The 18,367-nt window shown below is 63.4% G+C and carries 18 protein-coding genes and 2 tRNA genes; 13 read left to right on the forward strand and 7 right to left on the reverse strand.

Annotated elements, in window-relative coordinates:
- Window positions 1-9 precede the first annotated feature (9 nt).
- Genes dapC through GH660_RS13500 form a run of 6 tightly spaced genes read left to right on the forward strand, consistent with a single transcriptional unit; the run spans window position 10 to window position 6,149 of the window.
- Window positions 10-1,200, forward strand: coding sequence for a succinyldiaminopimelate transaminase (gene dapC / locus GH660_RS13475; protein WP_153147200.1), 1,191 nt, complete (start codon window positions 10-12; stop codon window positions 1,198-1,200).
- An 18-nt stretch (window positions 1,201-1,218) separates the two neighbouring features.
- Window positions 1,219-2,037: a 2,3,4,5-tetrahydropyridine-2,6-dicarboxylate N-succinyltransferase gene (gene dapD / locus GH660_RS13480; RefSeq protein WP_153147201.1), complete on the forward strand. Its 819-nt coding sequence runs from the start codon at window positions 1,219-1,221 to the stop codon at window positions 2,035-2,037.
- Between the two features lie 29 nt (window positions 2,038-2,066).
- Window positions 2,067-3,254, forward strand: coding sequence for a PilT/PilU family type 4a pilus ATPase (locus GH660_RS13485; RefSeq protein ID WP_153147202.1), 1,188 nt, complete (start codon window positions 2,067-2,069; stop codon window positions 3,252-3,254).
- A complete protein-coding gene (gene dapE, locus GH660_RS13490; RefSeq protein WP_153147203.1) occupies window positions 3,254-4,387 on the forward strand; it encodes a succinyl-diaminopimelate desuccinylase in 1,134 nt (377 codons plus the stop codon). The genes GH660_RS13485 and dapE overlap by 1 nt, the downstream gene beginning before the upstream one ends.
- Complete coding sequence (gene prmB / locus GH660_RS13495; protein WP_153147204.1) at window positions 4,384-5,283, forward strand: 50S ribosomal protein L3 N(5)-glutamine methyltransferase; 900 nt, start codon at window positions 4,384-4,386, stop codon at window positions 5,281-5,283. Before dapE ends, prmB begins: the two co-directional genes overlap by 4 nt.
- Window positions 5,280-6,149, forward strand: coding sequence for a fused MFS/spermidine synthase (locus GH660_RS13500; RefSeq protein ID WP_153147205.1), 870 nt, complete (start codon window positions 5,280-5,282; stop codon window positions 6,147-6,149). Before prmB ends, GH660_RS13500 begins: the two co-directional genes overlap by 4 nt.
- Before the next feature lie 3 nt (window positions 6,150-6,152).
- Here GH660_RS13500 and GH660_RS13505 read toward each other — a convergent pair whose 3' ends face one another.
- From GH660_RS13505 to GH660_RS13515, 3 genes are all read right to left on the reverse strand, one after another.
- The gene (locus GH660_RS13505; protein WP_228276497.1) at window positions 6,153-6,356 is read right to left on the reverse strand and encodes a hypothetical protein; all 204 of its coding nucleotides are present in this window, start codon (window positions 6,354-6,356) and stop codon (window positions 6,153-6,155) included.
- A gap of 27 nt (window positions 6,357-6,383) precedes the next feature.
- Complete coding sequence (locus GH660_RS13510) at window positions 6,384-7,850, reverse strand: aminoacyl-histidine dipeptidase (protein WP_153147207.1); 1,467 nt, start codon at window positions 7,848-7,850, stop codon at window positions 6,384-6,386.
- 57 nt (window positions 7,851-7,907) lie between these two features.
- Window positions 7,908-7,983: transfer RNA gene (locus tag GH660_RS13515), tRNA-His, on the reverse strand.
- 138 nt (window positions 7,984-8,121) lie between these two features.
- Here GH660_RS13515 and tig point away from each other — a divergent pair.
- The 6 genes from tig (at window position 8,122) to GH660_RS13545 (ending at window position 14,402) form a co-directional block, all read left to right on the forward strand.
- Window positions 8,122-9,426 carry a trigger factor gene (tig, locus tag GH660_RS13520; RefSeq protein ID WP_153147208.1) on the forward strand — a complete coding sequence of 435 codons (1,305 nt, stop codon included), beginning with the start codon at window positions 8,122-8,124 and terminating at the stop codon, window positions 9,424-9,426.
- A 67-nt stretch (window positions 9,427-9,493) separates the two neighbouring features.
- Entirely contained in the window at window positions 9,494-10,123 is a 630-nt protein-coding gene (gene clpP / locus GH660_RS13525) for an ATP-dependent Clp endopeptidase proteolytic subunit ClpP (RefSeq protein WP_153147209.1), read from the forward strand.
- Between the two features lie 14 nt (window positions 10,124-10,137).
- On the forward strand, window positions 10,138-11,400 hold the full coding sequence (clpX, locus tag GH660_RS13530) for an ATP-dependent Clp protease ATP-binding subunit ClpX (RefSeq protein WP_153147210.1): 1,263 nt from the start codon (window positions 10,138-10,140) through the stop codon (window positions 11,398-11,400).
- 66 nt (window positions 11,401-11,466) lie between these two features.
- Complete coding sequence (gene lon / locus GH660_RS13535) at window positions 11,467-13,881, forward strand: endopeptidase La (protein ID WP_153147211.1); 2,415 nt, start codon at window positions 11,467-11,469, stop codon at window positions 13,879-13,881.
- A 164-nt stretch (window positions 13,882-14,045) separates the two neighbouring features.
- Complete coding sequence (locus tag GH660_RS13540) at window positions 14,046-14,318, forward strand: HU family DNA-binding protein (RefSeq protein WP_153147212.1); 273 nt, start codon at window positions 14,046-14,048, stop codon at window positions 14,316-14,318.
- Window positions 14,319-14,326: 8 nt separating this feature from the next.
- Window positions 14,327-14,402, forward strand: a tRNA-Val gene (locus GH660_RS13545).
- 69 nt (window positions 14,403-14,471) lie between these two features.
- On the opposite strand, the gene GH660_RS13550 is transcribed toward GH660_RS13545, so the two are convergent.
- Window positions 14,472-15,227 carry an RNA methyltransferase gene (locus GH660_RS13550; RefSeq protein WP_153147213.1) on the reverse strand — a complete coding sequence of 252 codons (756 nt, stop codon included), beginning with the start codon at window positions 15,225-15,227 and terminating at the stop codon, window positions 14,472-14,474.
- A gap of 62 nt (window positions 15,228-15,289) precedes the next feature.
- On the opposite strand from GH660_RS13550, the gene GH660_RS13555 reads away from it, so the two are divergent.
- Window positions 15,290-16,102: an inositol monophosphatase family protein gene (locus tag GH660_RS13555; protein WP_153147214.1), complete on the forward strand. Its 813-nt coding sequence runs from the start codon at window positions 15,290-15,292 to the stop codon at window positions 16,100-16,102.
- A gap of 69 nt (window positions 16,103-16,171) precedes the next feature.
- Here the strand turns inward: GH660_RS13555 and phaR are convergent, their stop codons facing one another.
- From phaR to phbB (GH660_RS13570), 3 genes are all read right to left on the reverse strand, one after another.
- Complete coding sequence (gene phaR, locus GH660_RS13560; protein WP_153147215.1) at window positions 16,172-16,729, reverse strand: polyhydroxyalkanoate synthesis repressor PhaR; 558 nt, start codon at window positions 16,727-16,729, stop codon at window positions 16,172-16,174.
- 103 nt (window positions 16,730-16,832) lie between these two features.
- The gene (phbB, locus tag GH660_RS13565) at window positions 16,833-17,576 is read right to left on the reverse strand and encodes an acetoacetyl-CoA reductase (RefSeq protein WP_153147216.1); all 744 of its coding nucleotides are present in this window, start codon (window positions 17,574-17,576) and stop codon (window positions 16,833-16,835) included.
- A 50-nt stretch (window positions 17,577-17,626) separates the two neighbouring features.
- On the reverse strand, window positions 17,627-18,367 hold the full coding sequence (gene phbB, locus GH660_RS13570) for an acetoacetyl-CoA reductase (RefSeq protein WP_153147217.1): 741 nt from the start codon (window positions 18,365-18,367) through the stop codon (window positions 17,627-17,629).

Below are 18,367 nucleotides of genomic sequence, written 5' to 3' on the forward strand. Positions count from 1 at the left end.
ACGTCCGACGTGAATCCGCACCTCGCCCAACTCCAGCCCTACCCCTTCGAAAAGCTGCGCGCCCTGTTCGCCGGCGTCACCCCGAATCCGCAATACCGGGAGATCAAGCTCTCGATCGGCGAACCGCAGCACCCGACCCCGGCCTTCATCATCGAAGCGCTGGCCAACGGCCTGAAAGGGCTGGCCAACTACCCGACGACGCAGGGCATCCCGGCCCTGCGCCAGGCGATCGCCGCCTGGTGCCAGCGTCGCTACGATCTGGCGCTGAACCCGGAAACCGAGATCCTGCCGGTCAACGGCTCGCGCGAGGCGCTCTTCTCCTTCGCCCAGACGGTCATCGACCCGATCCGCGGTCACGTGCCCTTGGTCGTCAGCCCGAACCCCTTCTACCAGATATACGAAGGCGCCGCCTACCTGGCCGGCGCCGAGCCGCGTTTCCTGAACAACCTGCCGGAAAACGGCTTCGCCTTCGATTACGACCAGTTGTCGCCCGAGGAATGGGCGCGCGTCCAACTTTTCTACGTCTGCTCGCCGGGCAACCCGACCGGCAAGGTGCTGTCGCTCGACGACTGGAAGACACTGTTCGACCTCTCCGACAAGTACGGCTTCATCATCGCTTCCGACGAGTGCTATTCGGAAATCTATTTCGACGAGGCCAATCCGCCAATCGGCGGCCTCCAGGCGGCCAAGCTGCTCGGCCGCACGAACGAACGGCTGGTCATGTTCTCCAGCCTGTCCAAGCGCTCCAACGTGCCGGGCATGCGCTCCGGCTTCGTCGCCGGCGACGCGGCCATCCTGAAAAAATTCCTGCTCTATCGTACCTACCACGGCTGCGCGATGGCGCCCCCGGTGCAGACGGCCTCGGTCGCCGCCTGGAACGACGAGGCGCACGTCCTCGACAACCGCAACCAGTACCGGGAGAAATTCGCCGCCTGCACGCCGCTGGTCGGCGAAGTGCTCGGCACCGGCATGCCGGACGCCAGCTTCTACCTGTGGGCCAGGACGCCGATCGCCGACACCGACTTCGCCCGCGGCCTGCTCGAACACTATAATGTCGTGGTCCTGCCCGGCAGCTTTTTGGCCCGCGAGGTCGATGGCGTCAATCCGGGCGCCAATTTCGTTCGTATCGCGCTGGTGGCTTCGCTCGACGAGTGTCTCGAAGCGACCGCGCGCCTCCGTCAATTCGCACAACAACTGTAACCTGAGAGAGAACACGCCATGACCCATCCCCTGCAAGCCACCATCGAAGAACTCTGGGAACGCCGCACCGAACTGTCGCCGCAGTCCGCGCCGACGACCATCGCCGCCATCGAGTCGGTGATCGGCGACCTCGATTCAGGCAAGTTGCGCGTCGCCGAGAAGATCGCCGGCGAATGGTTTACCCACCAGTGGATCAAGAAGGCCGTGCTGCTCTCCTTCCGCGTGCGCGACAACCGCGTCCAGGAAAGCGGCGACGTTCGCTTCTACGACAAGGTCGACACCAAGTTCCAGGGCTGGACCGAGGAACAGTTCCGCCAGGGCGGCTTCCGCGTCGTGCCGGGCACCATCGTCCGCAAGGGTTCCTTCGTCGCGAAGAACGCCGTGCTGATGCCGTCCTTCGTCAATATCGGCGCCTACGTCGATGAGGGCACGATGGTCGACACCTGGGTCACCGTCGGCTCCTGCGCGCAGATCGGCAAGAACGTGCACCTTTCCGGCGGCGTCGGCATCGGCGGCGTGCTCGAGCCGCTGCAGGCCAACCCGACGGTCATCGAGGACAACTGCTTCATCGGCGCCCGTTCGGAAGTCGTCGAAGGCGTCGTCATCGGCGAAAACTCCGTGCTGTCGATGGGCGTCTACATCGGCCAGAGCACCCCGATCTACGACCGCGAAACTGGTGAAGTGACTTACGGCCGCGTACCCCCGGGTTCCGTCGTGATCAGCGGCACCCTGCCCAAGGCCGACGGCAAGTACAGCCTCTACGCCGCCATCATCGTCAAGAAGGTGGACGCGCAGACCCGCTCGAAGACCAGCATCAACGAACTGCTGCGCGCCTGAGCGACGCATAACGAACCCGGAGATCGCGCATGATCCTCGACAAACTGTTCCAGCTGATGGCGGAAAAGCAGGCCTCGGATATCTTCATCTCCGCCGGCACGCCGATCCACATCAAGATCCAGGGCAACACCATGCCGGTCAACCAGCAGACGATGCTGCCGGACATGATCGAGAAAATCGCCTACGAGCTGATGTCGCCGGACCAGGTCAAGACCTTCGAGGCGACGATGGAGATGAACCTCTCCTTCGGCGTGCCGAACATCGGCAACTTCCGGGTCAATATCTTCCGCCAGCGCGGCTCGATCAGCATCGTCGTCCGCTTCATCCTCGGCAACATCCCGCAACTGGGCGCCCTCCAGCTGCCACCGGTGCTCGGCGACCTGATCATGGAGAAACGCGGCCTGATCCTCATCGTCGGCGCCACCGGCTCCGGCAAGTCGACAACCATCGCGTCGATGCTCGATCACCGCAACAGCAACCGCGCCGGCCATATCCTGACCGTCGAAGACCCCATCGAATTCCTGTTCAAGCACAAGAAATCGATCGTCAACCAGCGCGAAATCGGCATGGACACGCTGGACTGGGCCGCCGCGCTGAAGAACGCCATGCGCCAGGCGCCGGACTGCATCCTGATCGGCGAAATCCGCGACAAGGAAACCATGCAGGCCGCCATCGCCTACGCGCAGACCGGCCACCTGTGCCTGGCGACGCTGCACGCAAACAACAGCTACCACGCGCTCAACCGCATCATCAGCTTCTTCCCGCTGGAAAACCGGCCGGCCCTCTTCCTCGACCTTTCCGTCGCCCTGCGCGCCATCATCTCGCAGCGCCTGGTCAAAACGCCGGAGGGCAAGCGGACGCCGGCCTGCGAGGTAATGCTCAACACGCGCCATATCAGCGAGCTGATCGAGCGCGGCGAAGTCCAGGGCATCAAGGACGCCATGGAACAGACCCTGGCCCCGGGATCGCAGACCTTCGAGCAGGATCTCTTCCGCCTCTATCGCGAGGGCCTGATCTCCCTCGAGGAAGCCCTGGGCAATGCCGATTCGCCGACCAACCTCTCGTGGCTGATCAACAACGCCGAGATCAACCCCACCGGCAGCAGGGACGAACGCAAACCCGACGCCGCGCTCGAATTCGACAGCACCAACGCCGGCGGCGCCTCGTTCAAGGAATTCACGCTCAGCCTGGGCGACCACGACGCCTCGCAGAACTGATGTCCGATCCCACCCTCGACCTGGTCCGCCAGATCATCGCCCGTCCTTCGGTCACGCCGGACGATGCCGGCTGCATGGAAATCATCGCCGCCCGTCTAGAGCCGCTCGGCTTTGCCTGCGAATTCATCAACCGCAACGGCGTCACCAACCTGTGGGCGCGGCGCGGGACGGCCAAGCCCCTGTTCGTCTTCGCCGGCCACACCGACGTCGTGCCGACCGGTCCGCTCGACAAATGGACCTCGCCGCCGTTCGCCCCGGAAATCCGCGACGGCATGTTCTACGGGCGCGGCGCCGCCGACATGAAATCCTCCCTCGCGGCGATGTTGACCGCAACCGAGGCCTTCATCGCCACCCATCCGCAACATCCGGGCTCGATCGCCTTCCTGCTCACCTCCGACGAGGAAGGCGACGCCGTCGATGGAACGACCATCGTCGTCGAAGCCCTCAAGGCGCGCGGCGAAACCCTCGACTTCTGCATCATCGGCGAGCCGACCTCGGTCGACACACTCGGCGACATGATCAAGAACGGCCGCCGCGGCTCGCTGTCCGGCCGGCTGACGGTCAAGGGCATCCAGTGCCACATCGCCTACCCGCACCTCGGGCGCAACCCGATCCACGAAGCCGCTCCGGCCCTCGCCGAACTGGGCGACACCGAATGGGACCAGGGCAACGAGTATTTTCCGCCGACCACCTGGCAAATCTCCAACATCCACGGCGGCACCGGCGCCACCAACGTCGTGCCGGGCAGCGTCGAGATCAAGTTCAACTTCCGCTTTTCCACCGCCAGCACGCCGGAAAGCCTGCAGCAGCGCCTGACCGCCATTCTCGACAAGCACGAACTGGATTACGAGATCGACTGGACGCTCGGCGCCCGTCCCTTCCTGACCGGCCGCGGGCCGCTGGCCGCGGCTGCCAGCAGCGCGATCCGCGAGGTCTGCGGCATCGACACCGAACTATCGACAACCGGCGGCACCTCCGACGGCCGTTTCATCGCCGAGATCTGCGACCAGCTGCTCGAAATCGGCCCGGTCAACGCGACCAGCCACAAGATCGATGAATGCGTCGACATCGCTGCCCTGCCGCAGCTTTCCGCCATCTACACCCGCATCCTCGAGCAACTGCTAAGCGCATGACCGATAACGCCGCCCAAGGCGAACTGGCGACGGTTCGCGACTATCTCCGCTATGCCGTCAGCCGCTTCAACGCCGCCGGCCTGTTCTTCGGCCACGGCAGCGACAACGCCTGGGACGAAGCCGTCTATCTGACCCTGCATACCCTCAACCTGCCGCTCGACCGCCTCGAGCCCTTTCTCGACGCGCGTCTGCTGGCGCACGAGCGCGCCGCACTGCTCGACATCTATCGCCGGCGCTGCGAAGACCGCCTGCCCGCCGCCTACCTGACCAACGAGGCCTGGCTCGGCGAGCATCGCTTCTATGTCGACGAGCGCGTCATCGTGCCGCGCTCCTTCATCGCCGAACTGCTGCACGAGCAATTGACGCCGTGGGTCGAGGACCCGTGGGCCGTCGGCTCGGTGCTCGACCTGTGCACCGGTTCCGGCTGCCTGGCCATCCTCGCCGCACTCGCTTTCCCGCAGGCGCAGGTTGCTGCGGTCGACCTCTCAAAAGAGGCAATTTCCGTCGCCGAGCGCAATGTCGAGGAATACGGCCTCGGCGAACGCATCGAGATCATCCAGTCCGACGCCTTCGCCAAGCTGCAAGGCTGCCGCTACGACCTGATCATCTCCAATCCGCCCTACGTGAACGCCGAATCGGTCGCCGCGCTGCCGCCGGAATATCTCCACGAACCGGTCATGGCCCTCGGCTCCGGCAAGGACGGCCTCGACTTCACCCGCATCATCCTGCGCGAAGCCCGCCGTCACCTGACCCCGGACGGCCTCCTCGTCGTCGAGATCGGCCACAACCGCGCCGAACTGGAAGCCGCCTATCCGACGCTACCCTTCACCTGGCTCGATACCGCCGCCGGCGACGAATTCGTCTTCCTGCTGCACGCCGCCGACCTCCCTGCTTGATCCAGCCCTACGAATTACCCAGCCCGTTCGAAGTCGAAAAGGGCATCGTCCTGCTGCTCGAACCGCCCTGGGCCAGGGCCGGCGAGCTGCGCGCCCGGTTGCTTGACGAGAGCTACCCGAAACCTTTCGTCATCGACGACGGCAAATCGCGCTTCCTCTATTTCAGCGTCCGCCTGATGCAGAGCGAAATGTCGCTCAAGGCGCCGAACGACCTGGCCTTGCGCTACACGCAGAAGATGATGGCCTTCCTGCTCTTCCATCCGCGCCCGAAACGCATCGTGCTGATCGGCCTCGGCGGCGGCTCGCTGGTCCGGTTCTGCCACCATCGTCTGCCCGGCGCCCACATGACCGCCGTCGAACTCGACCCCGACGTCATCGCCTGGCGCGACACCTTCATGCTGCCGCCCGACGGCCCGCGCCTGCAAATCCTGCAGGGCGATGGCGCCGAATACCTCGAACAGGCCGCAAAGGGCATCGACGTCCTGCTCGTCGATGCCTTCGACAAGACCGGCTTCGCGCCCGGCCTGGCCAACCGCGAATTCTTCGAAAACGCCTACGCCAGGCTGGCCGGCAACGGCGTCCTGGTCATCAACCTGGCCGGCGACCGGGAAAGCTACGCCGGCGTCATCGGCGAGGCCATGCACGCCTTCGACGACCAGGTCATCGTGATTTCGGTACCCGACGACGGCAACCACGTCCTCTACGCCTTCAAGGAACGCTGGTTCGAGCCGCGCTGGCGCTGGCTGCACAGCTTCGCGAAGGAACTGCGCGCCAACTACGGCCTCGATTTCGCGGCCTTCGCGCAAAAGATGGAGCGCGCGACCAAACTCGGACTCGCCCGCCGCGAAGCCCTGCGCGGTCGCTGAAGCCTACTTGTCGCCGCCGGCCTGCTCGGCCCGCTGCTGGACTTGCAGATTAGCCTGATCGATTTTCTGCTGCATCTGGTCCATCGTTTTCCGGCCCTGTTCCAGTTCCTGCTTCTTGAGCGCCGCCCCGGTCGCCGCCGTGCTTGCGGTTTCCACGCCGCAAGCGCTCAAGGCCGCTATGGCAATCCATCCCAGCCATGCTTTCATCGTCGGCATCTCCCGTTATCGTTCCGTTCAGCTTACCGCAGCCAGGATGGCCCGCAGAAGGTGCCAGCTGCGGTCGACCGACGAAATATCCACGGATTCCCCCGGCGCATGCGCCCCCCGGATGGTCGGGCCGAAGGAGACGATGTCCAGCCCCGGGTACTTGGCACCGATGATCCCGCACTCCAGGCCGGCGTGGATGACCTGTACCTTCGATTCGGCACCGAACTCCCGGCGATAGACCGACTGGCACAGGGCCAGCAGCGGGGAATCCGGATTCGGCGCCCAGCCCGGGTAATACCCCGCCAGCGTGGCCGACGTGCCGCTCAGCGCGAAAAGGCTGACGATCTCCTCGGCCAGCGCCAGGCTGCCGCTGTCGAGCAGTGAACGCACCATGAAGTTGCACGATCCCCCATTCGGGTGCAGATCGACCATGCCGAGATTGTTCGAGGTTTCGACGACGCCGGGCACCCGCCGGCTCATCCGCCGCACGCCATGCGGCGCCGCATGCAGTGACGCCAGCCAGGCCGCCTGGTCGGCCGGCGCCATCACCCGGGCCACGTCGCAACGCGTCACCTGCAGCGCCACGGCGTCGTCGACGCCGCCCAGTTCGTCGCGCAGCGCGGACTCCGCCCGATTCAGCAGATCCGGCACCCGGGCCAGCTCGGCGGCCGGCACGGCAATGGTCGCCTCCGCCTCCCGCGGCAGCGCGTTGCGCGCCGAGCCGCCGCGCAGCTCGGCGAGGCGCAGCGGCATCGCCCTTTCCAGCTCGCGCAGGACGCGGACCAGCAGCTTGATGGCATTGCCGCGTTGTTCGTGGATATCGACACCGGAATGTCCGCCGCGCAGGCCGCGCAAGCTGACACGACAGGTGGCGAAACCGTCGGGCACCGCTACGCCAGCGCCCGGACGTGCGACATTGACGTCCAGCCCGCCGGCGCAACCCAGGTAGAACTCCCCCCATTCCTCGGTATCGAGATTCAGCATCAGGCGCCCCTGCAGCCGATCCGCCGCCAAGCCGCGCGCGCCGCCCATGCCCGCCTCCTCATCGACCGTGAACAGCGCCTCGATCGGTCCGTGCTGCAACTGGTCATCCTCGAGCACGGCCAGCATCAGCGCCACGCCGATGCCGTTGTCGGCGCCCAGCGTCGTACCCTCGGCCGCCAGCCAGCCGTCGCGGCGCACCGGGCGAATCGGATCGCGCGAGAAATCGTGCGGCGTATCGGCGTTGTTCTGGCACACCATGTCCAGGTGCGCCTGCAGGACGACGCCCGGCAGATGTGCCCGCCCGGCGCTGGCCGCCTTGCGGACAAGCAGGTTGCCGGCGGCATCGACCGTCGCCGTCAGGCCGCGGGCGGCGGCCCAGTCCTGCAGATGCTGCCGCAACCGCCCTTCTTCCTTGGAGGCCCGTGGAATTTCACAGAGGGTCGCGAAGTGCTTCCAGACGATCGCCGGCGCGAGGCCGGAAAACACGGATTGCGGCGACAAATCGGACATGGCGTGGCTCCAAAGAGAAAACCCCCGCCAACCTTGCGGGTTGCGGGGGTTTGAATCTGGGGCGACTGATGGGGCTCGAACCCACGACAACCGGAATCACAATCCGGGACTCTACCAACTGAGCTACAGCCGCCGTCGAAGAAGGCGCGCATTGTAGCGAACATTTCCCGGCTCTGTCTATACATCCTTGAATCCGCCAAGGCATTGCCGCCGCCGGCACCGTGATAGAATTACCAGCTTTATTTTTCGCCCAGCGCCACAAGGAAATCTCATGGAAGCAACCACCGCTCAAGCCAACGAACTGGAACGCCGCATCGACCTGTCCATCGCCATCGCCGATGTCGAGAAAGAGATGGAACAGCGCCTGAAGCGGATGGGTAAAAACATCAAGATGGCCGGCTTCCGTCCGGGCAAGGTGCCGTTCAGCATCATCAAGCAGCAGCATGGCGACCAGGCGCGCCACGAAGTGCTGTCCGAAGCGCTCGACCGCGTCTTCGGCGAAACCGTCACCGAACAGAAAATGCGCGTCGCCGGCTATCCACGCATCGAGCCGAAGACCAGCGACAGCACCACCCACCTCGAGTTTCATGCGATCTTCGAGGTCTACCCGGATTTCACCCCCGCCGACATGTCGACCGCGGAAATCGAGCGCCCGGTGCTCGAAGTCACCGCTGCCGAAGTGGACAAGACCGTCGACATCCTGCGCCAGCAGCGTGTTTCCTATGAGGACGCCGACCGCGCTGCCGCCAAGGGCGACCGCGTCGTCATCGACTTCCTCGGCAAGAAGGATGGCGAGCCGTTCCAGGGCGGCCAGGCCAGCGATTACCCGTTCGTGCTCGGCCAGGGCCAGATGCTGCCCGACTTCGAAAACGCCGTCGAAGGCAGCAAGGCTGGCGAGGCCAAGACTTTCGACCTGACCTTCCCGGCTGACTATTTCGCCAAGGATCTTGCCGGCCAGACCGTCCAGTTCGACATCACCGTCAAGCAGGTCCAGGCACCGAAACTGCCCGAGGTCGACGCCGAATTCGCCCAGGGCATGGGCATCGCCGACGGCGACGTGGCCAAGATGCGCGCCGAGATCGAAGCCAACCTGAAACGCGAAGTGAAGCGCCGCATCGAAGGCAAGGTCAAGGACCAGGTCATGGAAGCCCTGATCAAGGCCAACCAGATCGCGATCCCGAACGCCCTGGTCGAGATGGAAATCCAGCGCCTGATGCAGGCTGCCCGCCAGGACATGGAGCAGCGCGGCATGAAGGTCAAGGACATGCCGATCCAGCCCGAGTGGTTCGCCGACCAAGCCAAGCGCCGCGTCACACTTGGTCTGATTCTTGCTGAACTGGTCAAGACCGAAAAGCTGCAGGCCAAGCCGGAACAGATTCGCGCGATGGTCGAGGAAACCGCGCAGAGCTACGAGCAGCCCGAGGAAGTCATCCGCTGGTACTACGCCCAACCGCAGCGCCTGGGCGAAGTCGAAGGGGTGGCGATCGAGAACAACGTGGTCGACTGGGTCCTGGGCAAGGCCAAGGTGACTGACAAGGCGGCAGTTTTTGATGAATTGATGGGCCAAAAGCAGTAATCTGGACCTTGTCGCAAAAACGACAAACGTCTCGAATGTAACGAAACCGCAACACACAAGGGCTGACATGAATATCGACAACGCAGGCAACTGGGACCCGCAGGCGCTGGGCCTCGTCCCGATGGTGGTTGAACAGAGCGGACGCGGCGAGCGCGCGTACGACATCTATTCGCGCCTGTTGAAGGAGCGGGTGATCTTTCTTGTCGGCCCGGTGAACGACGCCAGCGCCAACCTGGTGGTCGCCCAGTTGCTGTTCCTCGAAGCGGAAAATCCGGACAAGGACATCTACTTCTACATCAACTCCCCGGGCGGTTCGGTGACTGCCGGCATGTCGATCTACGACACCATGCAGTTCATCAAGCCGGACGTGTCGACGCTGTGCATCGGCCAGGCCGCCTCGATGGGCGCCTTCCTGCTCTGCGCCGGCGCCAAGGGCAAGCGCTTCGCCCTGCCCAACTCGCGCGTCATGATCCACCAGCCGCTGGGCGGCTTCCAGGGCCAAGCCTCGGACATCGCGATCCACGCCAAGGAAATCCTGTCGATCAAGGACAAGCTCAACCGGATCATGGCCGAGCATACCGGCCAGCCGTTGGACCGCATCGAAAAGGACACCGATCGCGACAACTTCCTGTCCGCGGCCGAAGCGACGGAATATGGTTTGATCGACAAGGTGTTGACCCGCCGCGATGCGGCTTAAGCAAGGAGATCCAGATGTCTAAAGGCGGCCAGGAAAAACTGCTCTACTGCTCCTTCTGCGGCAAGAGCCAGCACGAAGTCAAGAAGCTGATCGCCGGCCCGTCGGTGTTCATCTGCGACGAGTGCATCGCACTCTGCAACGACATCATCCGCGACGAGTTGCCGGAAGAAGCGGCCAAAGCCGGCCGTTCCGACCTGCCGACGCCGCGCGAGATCAGCGCCATCCTCGACCAGTACGTGATCGGCCAGGACGTCGCCAAGCGCATCCTTGCCGTGGCGGTCTACAACCACTACAAGCGCCTGCGCCACACCGCCAAGAACACCGGCGACGTCGAACTGGCAAAGAGCAACATCCTGCTCATCGGCCCCACCGGCTCGGGCAAGACCCTGCTCGCCCAGACGCTGGCCCGCCTGCTCAACGTCCCCTTCGTGATGGCCGACGCCACCACCCTGACCGAAGCCGGCTACGTCGGCGAGGACGTCGAGAACATCATCCAGAAGCTGCTGCAGAAGTGCGACTACGATGTCGAGAAGGCGCAGCAGGGTATCGTCTATATCGATGAAATCGACAAGATTTCCCGCAAGTCCGACAACCCGTCGATCACCCGCGACGTCTCGGGCGAAGGCGTGCAGCAGGCCCTGCTCAAGCTGATCGAGGGCACCACCGCCTCAATTCCGCCCCAGGGCGGCCGCAAGCATCCGAACCAGGACTTCGTCCAAGTCGATACCACCAACATCCTGTTCATCTGCGGCGGCGCCTTCGCCGGCCTGGAAAAGGTCATCCAGAACCGCTCCGAACGCGGCGGCATCGGCTTCGGCGCAGAGGTCAAGAGCAAGGACGACGGCAAGAACGTCGGCAAGATCCTGCTCGACGCCGAACCGGAAGACCTGATCAAGTTCGGCCTGATTCCGGAACTGATCGGCCGCCTGCCGGTCGTCGCCACCTTGCAGGAACTGGAAGAGTCGGCCCTCGTGCAGATTCTCACCGAGCCCAAGAACGCGCTGGTCAAGCAGTACCAGAAGCTGTTCGGCATGGAGGACGTCGAACTCGAAATCCGCTCCGGCGCGCTTTCCGCCATCGCCAAGAAGGCGCTGGAGCGCAAAACCGGCGCGCGCGGCCTGCGCTCGATCATGGAGCACGCCCTGCTCGACACGATGTACGAACTACCTGGCATGGAGAATGTCGAAAAGGTGGTTATCGACGAGAACATGATCACCGGCGACACCCCGCCCCTGCTCATCTACGCCGACCAGCCGAAGGTTTCCGGCTCCAACTGAGCCGGGGCTTGAATTGCGGTTTCCCGCCCCCACGTAGGGGGCACATACCTATTTCAAAGGCATCTAATGTCGAACCCCAACACGCTCCCGGAAACCGTTGAACTGCCGCTGCTGCCATTGCGCGATGTCGTCGTGTTCCCGCACATGGTCATCCCGCTCTTCGTCGGCCGTCCGAAATCGATCAAGGCCCTCGAAATGGCCATGGAGGCCGGCAAGAACATCCTGTTGCTGGCCCAGAAATCGGCTGCCAAGGACGAACCTGAGCCGGACGACCTCTACCGCATCGGCTGCATGGCCAACATCCTGCAGATGCTCAAGCTGCCCGACGGCACCGTCAAGGTGCTGGTCGAGGGCACGCAGCGCGCGCGCGTCGAAGCCATCGAGGTACAGTCCTCGGTGTTCATGGCGACCGCCGTTCCGTTGCCGCAGCCCGGAGTCGAGGATCACGAGATCGAGGCCATGCGGCGCGCCGTCGTCGCCCAGTTCGACCAGTTCGTCAAGCTGAACAAGAAGATTCCACCGGAAGTGCTCTCGTCCATCGCCGGGATCGAAGATGCCGGCCGCCTGGCCGACACCATTGCCGCCCACCTGCCGCTCAAATTGGAGCAGAAGCAGGAAGTGCTGGAAATGGAAAGCGTGCGCGACCGCATCGACCGCCTGTTGTCGCAACTCGAATCGGAAATCGACATCCTGCAGGTCGAAAAACGCATCCGCGGTCGCGTCAAGCGCCAGATGGAGAAGAGCCAGCGCGAGTACTACCTGAACGAGCAGGTCAAGGCGATCCAGAAGGAGCTCGGCGAAGGCGAGGAAGGCGCCGACCTCGAGGAGCTGGACAAGAAGATCAAGGCGGCCGGCATGAGCAAGGAAGGCCTGGCCAAGGCCCAGGGCGAGCTGAAGAAGCTGCGCCTGATGTCGCCGATGTCGGCCGAAGCCACCGTCGTCCGCAACTTCATCGAAACCCTGATCGGCCTGCCGTGGCGCAAGAAGACGCGGATCAGCAAGGATCTGCGTGAAGCCGAGAAAATTCTCGACGCCGACCACTTCGGCCTGGATAAGGTCAAGGAACGCATCGTCGAATATCTCGCCGTGCAGCAGCGCGTGGACAAGGTCAAGGCGCCGATCCTCTGTCTCGTCGGCCCCCCGGGCGTCGGCAAGACCTCGCTCGGCCAGTCGATCGCCAAGGCGACCAACCGCAAGTTCGTCCGCATGGCGCTCGGCGGCGTCCGCGATGAGGCGGAAATCCGCGGCCATCGCCGCACCTACATCGGCTCGATGCCGGGCAAGATCCTCTCCAGCCTGACCAAGGTCGGGGTACGCAACCCGCTGTTCCTGCTCGACGAAGTCGACAAGCTCGGCCAGGATTTCCGCGGCGACCCGTCTTCCGCCCTGCTCGAAGTGCTCGACCCGGAACAGAACCACACCTTCCAGGACCACTACGTCGAGGTCGATTTCGATCTCTCCGACGTGATGTTCGTGGCCACCGCCAACACCCTGAACATCCCTGCCCCGCTGCTCGACCGCATGGAAGTCATCCGTCTCTCCGGCTATACGGAAGACGAGAAGGTCAACATCGCGATGCGCTACCTGCTGCCCAAGCAGATGAAGAACAACGGCCTCAAGAAGACCGAGATCGCCGTTGCCGACAGCGCCATCCGCGATATCGTCCGCTACTACACCCGCGAGGCGGGCGTCCGGGCGCTGGAACGGGAAATCTCCAAGATCTGCCGCAAAGTGGTCAAAACCCTGGTGCTCAAGAAGCGTGACGGCAAGGTTGCGGTCAACGCCCGCAATCTCGACAAATTCCTCGGCGTGCGCCGCTACACCTTCGGCATGGCCGAGAAGGAAAACCAGGTCGGCCAGGTCACCGGCCTCGCCTGGACCGAGGTTGGCGGCGAACTGCTGACCATCGAATGCGCCAACATGCCGGGCAAGGGAAACATCATCCGCACCGGCTCGCTGGGCGACGTCATGAAGGAATCGGTCGAGGCGGCGCGCTCCGTCGTGCGCGCCCGCGCCCGCCGGCTGGGGATCAAGGACGAGGCGTTCGAGAAGACAGACATCCACATCCACGTGCCGGAAGGGGCGACGCCGAAGGATGGTCCGTCGGCCGGCATCGCCATGACGACCGCCCTGGTCTCGTCCTACACGGGCATCCCGGTCCGTTGCGACGTCTGCATGACCGGCGAAATCACGCTGCGCGGCGAAGTGCTGGCCATTGGTGGGCTCAAGGAAAAGCTGCTGGCGGCCGTTCGCGGCGGTCTGAAGACGGCCCTGATCCCGGAAGAAAACGTCAAGGATCTGACCGAAATCACCGACAACATCAAGAACCGGATCGAGATCGTACCGGTGAAGTGGATCGACCAAGTTCTCGAGCGCGCACTGGAGCGCAAACCGGAATCCCTGCCGGAGCAATCCGAGCAAAACGCAGGCGTCACGGCCAACGCCGAGAACGCACCTGCACAAGTCCTTCTTACCCATTGATTTAGAAGGAAAGCATGCCGACGTATTAGCGGCGGCATGCTTCGCCCCCTTGGCGAGCACGGGTAAACCTCCGAGAATCCGCTTGACACAAGGATTTCAGCAGAGATATAAATCCGTCCTCAACAAAATTTAGTCATCTTTTCTTTCCACCCAAGGGGGATCCAATGAACAAAACCGACCTGATCGAATCGATCGCCACTTCCGCCGAAATCTCCAAGTCAGCCGCCGCCCGTGCGCTCGATGCGACCGTCGAAGCCGTCAAGGCTGCCCTCAAGGCCGGCGACAGCGTGAGCCTGGTGGGCTTCGGTACTTTTGCCGTCGGCGAGCGTGCCGCCCGTACCGGCCGCAACCCCCGTACCGGCAAGACCCTGAACATCAAGGCCGCCAAGGTCCCGAAGTTCCGTCCGGGCAAGGCGCTCAAGGATGCCGTCAATTAATTGACTGCGGGTGCTTAGCTCAGCTGGTAGAGCGTCGCCCTTACAAGGCGAATGTCGGGGGTTCGAGCCCCTCAGCACCCACCAGACGTAATATCGCAGAGCCCCGATTATCGGGGCTCTATTCTTTTGTGCGGACGGTTAACCGGCTTCGCATCAGCGCCCATGCCCTGTCCGCACCCGGGTCGCTGCCAGAATGCCGCGCAGGATATTGACCTCGTCCTTCTCCAAGCGTGCACGCCCGAACAGGCGGCGCAATTTCGGCATCAGGCGTCCCGGCTGTGCCGGATTGAGAAAGCCGGTTTCGGTCATCACCGATTCCAGGTGGCCGTACAAACCCTCGACTTCGTCATGCGTCGCCAGCGGCGACGAGAACGGCGTCACCAGCGGATCGTGCGCCGGCGGCAACCCGCTGTAGGCAGCGACGCGCAGCTCGTAACAGAGCACCTGCACCGCCGCCCCCAGGTTGAGGGAACTGAACGCCGGGTTGGCGGGAATCGTCACCGCGGCCTGGCAGCACTGAATCTCCTCGTTGCTCAGGCCGACGGTTTCATTGCCGAACACCAGGGCCACCTCGCCGTGCCTCGCGTGCGCCAGCAGTTCCGCCGCCATTTCCCGTGGCTGCCCGAGCGGCGGCCCGAGGTCACGATGCCTGGCCGACAGGGCGATCGCCAGTACCGAACCGGCGAGCGCTTCGTGCAGCGTGTCGTGGATTTTTGCCCTTTCCAGCAGGTCGACCGCACCCGTCGCCCGCGCGTCGGCTTCCGGATCGGGAAAGGCCCGTGGCGCGACCAGGCGCAGGTCCGACAACCCCATGGTCTTCATGGCGCGCGCGGCTGCCCCGATATTGCCGGGATGGCTGGGCCGGCACAGCACGACGCGGATACGGGACAGCAGGAGTTCCGGGTTCATAGTAAAATGCGTTCTTTCCAAATAAATCGGGTGGCCCGCGCCACCCGTTAGTTCTTTAATCCATGCATCCAGCCCTGAACATTGCCATCAAGGCGGCGCGCCGCGCCGGCCAGATCATCAACCGCGCCTCGAACGATCTCGACCTGCTGAAGGTAACCGCCAAGCAACCGAACGACTTCGTGACCGAGGTGGACAAGGCAGCGGAGGCGGCGATCATCGAGATGCTGCAGGAAGCCTATCCGCATTACGGGATTCTAGCAGAGGAGTCCGGCGAGACTGCCGGTGCCGGAAGCCGCGACACGGAATACCAATGGATCATCGACCCGCTCGACGGCACCACCAATTTCATTCACGGTATGCCGCAATATGCCGTTTCGATCGCCCTGGCCAGAGCCGGCGTGGTCGAACAGGCGGTCATCTTCGACCCCAACCGCAATGAGTTGTTCACGGCCAGCAAGGGCGGCGGCGCCTTCCTGAACGAACGCCGCATCCGCGTCTCGCGCCGCCTGAAGTTGCAGGATTCGCTGATCGGCACCGGCTTTCCCTATCGCGCCTTCGATCTGGTCGACACCTATCTGGCGATCTTCAAGGAACTGACCCAGAAGACCGCCGGCCAGCGACGCCCCGGCGCCGCCTCGCTGGACCTGGCCTATGTCGCCTGCGGGCGCTACGACGGCTTCTGGGAATTCGGCCTCGCCCCGTGGGACATGGCGGCCGGTGCCTTGCTGATCTCCGAGGCCGGTGGCCTGGTCAGCGACCTGCGCGGCGAAGCAAGTTATCTGACGAGCGGCAACATCGTCGCCGGCACGCCGAAGGTCTTCGCCCCGCTGCTCAACATCATTCAGGAAAAATTGCCGGATTCGCTCCGCGGCTGACCCGGCTTCCGGAGCCCGGGGCGTGCCCCCGGGCAATCTGCCCTGCCGTGCAGGCAGGGCGTGCCGTGATTACTTCTCGGCCTTGTCGGACGAATCGTTGTTGTACTTGAAGCCGGTGAACATGTTGCGCGTCTGGCTTTGCAACTGGTCCTGCATCTGCTGGAACATCTTCTTCGACTGGTCCATGTAGGCCGTCATCATGCTCTGCATCGCCGGTTGCTGGAAATTCAGGAACTGCGCCCAGAAATCCGCCTGCAGATGGCTGTTGTCGCCGCCATACATGGAACGCGACTGCTCCTGCAGCTTTTGCTGGAAGTCGACGAAGGTCTTCATGTTGTTTTCCAGGTACTTGCCGAGCATGCCTTGCATGGCGCTGCCGTAGAAGCGGATGAAGCCCGACAGCAGTTCGCTGGAAAAGAGCGGCGCACCGCCGGTTTCCTCTTCGAGAATGATCTGCAGGAGGATGCTGCGCGTCAGGTCTTCGCTCGTCTTGGCATCGAGCACCTTGAAGGCTTCGAACTTGAGGACCAGATCCTTCACATCACCGAGCGTGATGTATGCACTCGTCTTGGTGTCGTAGAGACGGCGATTGGGATACTTCTTGATCAGGCGTACTTGTTCAGACATCCAGCGACCCTCGAACGAGTTTGTGTGCAGCGCACCATTATAGCTCAAAAAAACAGGCACCCTGAGGTGCCTGTTGTTGATGCAGCGCAAAAACCCTGCAAAATTACTGGTAGTAGAGGCCGCCGTTGATGTTCAGCGTGGCGCCAGTCATGAAACCGGCGTTTTCGGAGGCCAGGTAGACACAGGCGGCGCCCATTTCTTCCGGCTTGCCCAGACGCTTCATCGGCACGCCATCGACGATGGTTTGCAGCACTTCCGGCTTGATCGCCATGACCATCTTGGTAGCGATGTAGCCCGGAGCGATGACGTTCACCGTCACGCCCTTGGCGGCCAGCTCGGCGGCCAGCGCCTTGGAGAAGCCGATCACGCCGGCCTTGGCAGCCGAGTAGTTGGTCTGGCCGGCCTGGCCCTTGACGCCGTTGACGGAGGCGATGTTGATGATGCGACCCCAGCCGCGCTCGGCCATCTTGGCGGAAACCTGCTTGGTCATGTTGAACAGGCTGGACAGGTTGGTGGAGATGACGGCATCCCACTGATCCTTTTCCATCTTGGCGAACATGCGGTCGCGGGTGATGCCGGCGTTGTTGACCAGGATGTCGACCGGGCCGGCAGCGGCTTCGGCTTCGGCAACCATCTTCTGGCAGTCTTCCAGCGAGGAAACGTCGCCCGCCACGCAGACGAAATCGTTGAAGCCGGCGGCGGCCTGTTCCTTCAGCCACTCGTCCTTGTTGTCGAACTGCGGGTGATAGGCGGCGACCACCTTGTGGCCGGCCTTGGCCAGTTCCTGGCAAACCGCGGTTCCGATACCACCCATCGCGCCGGTAACGAGAGCAACACGTTGCGTCATAGTCTTTCCTTCCTTTGTTGATATATACAGCGGGTAAAAAAATACGCCGGTCAGTACATGTGCTGGCCGCCGTTGATGGAAATATTGGCCCCGGTGACGAACGCCGCTTCATCCGAAGCGAGGTAGGCGACGAGGCCGGCGATCTCTTCCGGCTTGCCCAGCCGATTGACCGGGATCTGCGGCAGGATCTTCGAATCGAGGATTTCCTGCGGGATGGCGGTCACCATCTTGGTGCCGATGTAGCCCGGGGAAATGGTATTGACCGTAACCCCCTGCTTTGCCACCTCGAGGGCCAGCGCCTTGGTGAAACCGTGCATGCCGGCCTTGGCCGCCGAATAGTTGGTCTGGCCGAACGCCCCCTTTTGCCCGTTGACCGAGGAGACATTGATGACGCGCCCCCACTTGCGCTCGGTCATGCCGTCGAGCACCTGCTTCGTCATGTTGAAGACCGAGTCGAGATTGGTGTGGATGACCGCGTCCCAGTCGGCCTTGGTCATGCGCTTGAAGGTCATGTCGCGCGTGATGCCGGCATTGTTGACCAGCACGTCGACCGGCCCGACCTCGCGGGTCACCGTCTCGACGCAGGCGCGCGCTGAATCGAAGTCGGTGACGTCGCAGGGATAGGCCTTGAAGCCGAAGCCCATGTTGTTCATGCTCTTCAGCCACCCCTCGGCCTTGTCGTTGCCGGGAGAATAGGTCGTAACGACCTTGTAGCCGAGCGCCGCCAGCTTGATGCAGACCGCCTCGCCGAGGCCGCCCATGCCGCCGGTGACCAACGCAACTCTCGTCAT

Source organism: Dechloromonas sp. H13, from assembly GCF_009469615.1.
Lineage (GTDB): Bacteria > Pseudomonadota > Gammaproteobacteria > Burkholderiales > Rhodocyclaceae > Azonexus.

Bases quoted from the DNA above. Each gene is read 5' to 3' on its own strand.
- dapD (WP_153147201.1), top strand. From the start codon at position 1,219: ATGACCCATCCCCTGCAAGCCACCATCGAAGAACTCTGGGAACGCCGC.
- GH660_RS13485 (WP_153147202.1), top strand. From the start codon at position 2,067: ATGATCCTCGACAAACTGTTCCAGCTGATGGCGGAAAAGCAGGCCTCG.
- dapE (WP_153147203.1), top strand. From the start codon at position 3,254: ATGTCCGATCCCACCCTCGACCTGGTCCGCCAGATCATCGCCCGTCCT.
- prmB (WP_153147204.1), top strand. From the start codon at position 4,384: ATGACCGATAACGCCGCCCAAGGCGAACTGGCGACGGTTCGCGACTAT.
- GH660_RS13505 (WP_228276497.1), bottom strand. From the start codon at position 6,356: ATGAAAGCATGGCTGGGATGGATTGCCATAGCGGCCTTGAGCGCTTGC.
- GH660_RS13510 (WP_153147207.1), bottom strand. From the start codon at position 7,850: ATGTCCGATTTGTCGCCGCAATCCGTGTTTTCCGGCCTCGCGCCGGCG.
- tig (WP_153147208.1), top strand. From the start codon at position 8,122: ATGGAAGCAACCACCGCTCAAGCCAACGAACTGGAACGCCGCATCGAC.
- clpP (WP_153147209.1), top strand. From the start codon at position 9,494: ATGAATATCGACAACGCAGGCAACTGGGACCCGCAGGCGCTGGGCCTC.
- clpX (WP_153147210.1), top strand. From the start codon at position 10,138: ATGTCTAAAGGCGGCCAGGAAAAACTGCTCTACTGCTCCTTCTGCGGC.
- lon (WP_153147211.1), top strand. From the start codon at position 11,467: ATGTCGAACCCCAACACGCTCCCGGAAACCGTTGAACTGCCGCTGCTG.
- GH660_RS13540 (WP_153147212.1), top strand. From the start codon at position 14,046: ATGAACAAAACCGACCTGATCGAATCGATCGCCACTTCCGCCGAAATC.
- GH660_RS13550 (WP_153147213.1), bottom strand. From the start codon at position 15,227: ATGAACCCGGAACTCCTGCTGTCCCGTATCCGCGTCGTGCTGTGCCGG.
- GH660_RS13555 (WP_153147214.1), top strand. From the start codon at position 15,290: ATGCATCCAGCCCTGAACATTGCCATCAAGGCGGCGCGCCGCGCCGGC.
- phaR (WP_153147215.1), bottom strand. From the start codon at position 16,729: ATGTCTGAACAAGTACGCCTGATCAAGAAGTATCCCAATCGCCGTCTC.
- phbB (WP_153147216.1), bottom strand. From the start codon at position 17,576: ATGACGCAACGTGTTGCTCTCGTTACCGGCGCGATGGGTGGTATCGGA.
- phbB (WP_153147217.1), bottom strand. From the start codon at position 18,367: ATGACGAGAGTTGCGTTGGTCACCGGCGGCATGGGCGGCCTCGGCGAG.